Origin of the sequence: uncultured Sphingomonas sp. (genome assembly GCF_964243315.1) — a bacterium.
Classification (GTDB): Bacteria; Pseudomonadota; Alphaproteobacteria; order Sphingomonadales; family Sphingomonadaceae; genus Sphingomonas.
This window is the reverse complement of sequence record NZ_CAXTEM010000111.1, coordinates 1-3,543: the sequence shown is the minus strand read 5'-3', so window position 1 is coordinate 3,543 and position 3,543 is coordinate 1. Positions and strand designations below refer to the sequence as shown.

2 protein-coding genes and 1 pseudogene are annotated in these 3,543 nt (G+C 67.8%); 1 reads left to right on the top strand and 2 read right to left on the bottom strand.

Annotated elements, in window-relative coordinates; all coding sequences use genetic code 11:
• Positions 1 to 578, bottom strand: a pseudogene (locus ACFE77_RS16240) (helicase); the annotation flags it as partial.
• A gap of 216 nt (positions 579 to 794) precedes the next feature.
• Here ACFE77_RS16240 and ACFE77_RS16235 point away from each other — a divergent pair.
• The gene (locus ACFE77_RS16235) at positions 795 to 2,282 is read left to right on the top strand and encodes a M23 family metallopeptidase (protein ID WP_375422684.1); all 1,488 of its coding nucleotides are present in this window, start codon (positions 795 to 797) and stop codon (positions 2,280 to 2,282) included.
• A 100-nt stretch (positions 2,283 to 2,382) separates the two neighbouring features.
• Here ACFE77_RS16235 and ACFE77_RS16230 read toward each other — a convergent pair.
• The coding region (locus ACFE77_RS16230) for an ATP-binding protein (protein ID WP_375422683.1) at positions 2,383 to 3,543 on the bottom strand (1,161 nt) is incomplete at its 5' end.

Here is a 3,543-nt window from a genome sequence, read left to right as displayed (position 1 = left end):
GCGCCCATCACCACCGCCGCGCCACCGCGCAGACGGCGCAGCATCTCGGCGACGGCGTAGACCTCCTCGGCGGAGAAGGCGACGATCGCGGATCGCTTGGGCAGGCGGCTGATCTTCTTGGCGCCGGCATAGGTCAGCGTCGAAAAGCGCGGCCGCGCGACGATCTCCGCGTCGGGGATCAGCGTTCGGATCATCGGCCGTAGCGCCTCCGATCCGAGGATCATCGTCTCCTCACGCCCGCGTCGACGCAGCAGCCGATCGGTGAAGACATGCCCGCGCTCCGGATCGGTGCCGAGCTGCGCCTCGTCGAGCGCCACGAACGCTGCGTCATGATCGGGCATCGATTCGGCGGTGCACAGGAACCAGCGCGCGTCCTTCGGGACGATCTTCTCCTCGCCGGTGACCAGCGCCACCCGGTCCGCGCCCTTGATCGCGACCACCCGGTCATAGACTTCGCGCGCCAGCAACCGCAGCGGAAAGCCCATGATCCCGCTGGAATGGCCGCACATCCGCTCGACCGCGAGATGCGTCTTGCCGGTGTTGGTCGGCCCGAGGACCGCGGTGACGGCGGGGTTCATGGGGCCAACATCGGGGCTTCGGCCGTCGGACGCAATGATCCAGCGCATTGGATTTGCTGATGGTTTCGGATCGCGCATCCGCCGGCCTCGGTGCCGCCACGCCTCGTCGCGCCGGCTGCGGGCGCGCGACGGGGTTAATTTGACATTAGCATCTCGGCTGCACAACGAACTCACCTGCGCCGGGGGGACACGGCGAGCTGGAAGAGGCATCGTCGGTTGTTCTTGCGCAACGATCAGGGACTGGAGCTTGCAGGCGGCACCGCCTCGCGATCCTTCGGCCGTGCGCTCCTCGTCCAGGACGATCTTTCCGCCTTCGACAAGCTGCGCGGCCATGCTGCGCGAATCGATTGGGTTCCCGATCTCGGCTCGCAGATCGGCAGCCTCGACTGGTGGCGCGGCGCCGCGACCTGCGCGGCCTTGTGCACCGCCGCCTTCCTGTGCTCGCCGGGCTTCATCCGCCCGATCGTCGGCGCGGTGCCGGCACCCCTGTCGGGCAGCGAATGGGACGAACGCCGCGCGCAAGGAATCGCGCCACTCGCCTGGGGCAGCGCGACCGGGCGCCGGATGGCCGCCAACGATCTCGTCCGCCCGCTCGCCCAAGCGCCCGAGCGCCCCGAGATCGAGCTGTCCGCGACGCTCGGCCAGGGCGACGGGTTCGACAAGGTGCTGGAACGCGCCGGGGTGGGTCGCCGCGATGCGACCGCGGCGGCGCAGCTCGTCGCGCAGGCGGTGGCGCTCGACGCGATCGTTCCCGGCACGCGCATTTCGTTGACGCTAGGCCGCCGCCCCGCGCGATCGGTCGCACGGCCGCTCGAGAAGCTGTCGCTCCGTGCGCGCTTCGATCTCGCGCTGACGCTCGATCGCGCCGGCAGCGCGCTGGCAATGACCCGCCAGCCGATCGCGATCGATACCACACCGCTCCGCATCCAGGGCCTGGTCGGATCGAGCCTCTACCGCTCCGCGCGTGCCGCCGGTGCGCCGACCAAGATCGTCGAAAGCTATATAAAGGCGATCGCCACCCGCGTGTCGATCGGCCGCGACGTCACCGCTGCCGACAGTTTCGACCTGATCGTCGAACAGGATCGCGCCGCCACCGGCGAGGTCCGCCTCGGCAAGCTGATCTATGCGGGCATCGATCAGGGCGCCAAGAAGGTCCAGCTGTTGCGCTGGAACGCCGGGGACCGCGGCGGGGACGGCAGCTGGTTCGACGCCAACGGCCAGACCGAACGCCGCGGCACGATGGGCATGCCCGTCGCGGGCCGGATCAGCTCGAGCTACGGCATGCGCATGCATCCGCTGCTGGGCTTCCTGCGCATGCACAAGGGGATGGACATCGCCGCGCCCTATGGCTCGCCGATCTATGCGGCGGTGGACGGTGTCGTCGCCTTCGCGGGACGGTCCGGCGGCTACGGCAATCTTGTCAAGCTCGCGCATGGCGGCGGTCTCGCCAGCGGCTATGGCCATATGAGCCGGATCGCAGTGTCCCCGGGCGAGCGCGTCCGCCAGGGCGAGGTGATCGGCTATGTCGGGTCGACCGGCAACTCCACCGGCCCGCATCTCCATTGGGAAGTGTGGAAGAACGGCGCTGCGATCAACCCGCGCTCGATCTCCTTCTCCAGCATCGCGACGCTTTCCGGTGCCAATCTGCGCGCGTTCAAGGCGCGCGTCGCGAGCCTGTTGTCGGTCCGCCCAGGACTGCGTTGATCACCCGTGCTTCTGCGCACGCAGGAGCCCAGGACCACAAGCGCCAACCCTACGACCCTGGGTTCCTGCGTTCGCAGGAACACGGCTCGATCGAGCGCCCCTACTTCCCCTGCGCCCGCCAGCGCATAATCGTGCGCTGGATGATGCCCTCTTCGCCGCCGCTGTCGCGCCACAGGGTCGAAAACAGCGGATCGCTCGACGCAGGGCGGCGCGTCTCGACGAGGTCGTCGAACGCGACGCGGATCGGCACCGCGACGCCTTCGCCGCAGATGACGCATTCGCGATTACGCAGCGCGGGGATTGAATCGAGGAACCCGCGCGCGCCTTCGGGCATCGCCGCGCGGACGAAGGCCTGGTCGCGCTCGTTGTTGAGCCGCATCGCGATGATCGTGCCGCACTGCGACAGCACGCCTTCTTCAAGATCGGACGGACGCTGCGTGATCAGCCCCAGCGACACGCCGTATTTGCGGCCTTCCTTCGCGATCCGGCTGAGGATGCGGCCGACCGACGACGTCGCCGCGCCGTTCTTGCTCGGAATGTAGCGATGCGCTTCCTCGCAAACGAGCAGGATCGGCCGCTGCGGTTCGTTGCGCGACCAGATCGCGAAATCGAAGGTCATGCGCGCCAGCACCGCGACCACCACCGCGGTGATGTCGGACGGCACGCCCGACACGTCGACGATCGAGATCGGCTTGCCGTCGCCCGGCATGCGGAAGATGCGGGCAAGGAAATCGGCCATCGTGTCGGCGACCAGCATCCCTGAGAACATGAAGCCGTAGCGCGGATCGGCCTTGATCTCGTCGATCTTGGCCTTCAGCCGCAGATAAGGCGCGGTGTCGCCCGCCCGGTCCATCTTGCCCATTTCGAGCTGGATCAGATTGCCGAGGTCGCTGAGCAGATACGGGATCGGCGCATCGACCGTCAGCTTGGCAATCTCCTGCGCCAGCCGGTTCTTGCTGCGCGCCATCAACAGGCATTTGGCGAGAATATCGGCATCGATCTGCCGATCGCCGCCCGCCGCGGTCAAGAACACCTCGCAATGTTCCTCGAAGTTCATCAGCCAATAGGGCATCTGCAGGTTCGACACGTCGAAGATCGCGCCGTTGCCGCGGAACGCGGCGGCATATTCGCCGTGCGGATCGATCATCACGATATGGCCCTGCGGCGCCAAGTCGCAGATCCGGTGGAGGATCAGCGCGGCGCTGGTCGACTTGCCGGTGCCGGTCGACCCGACTAGCGCGAAATGCTTGCCGAGCATCGC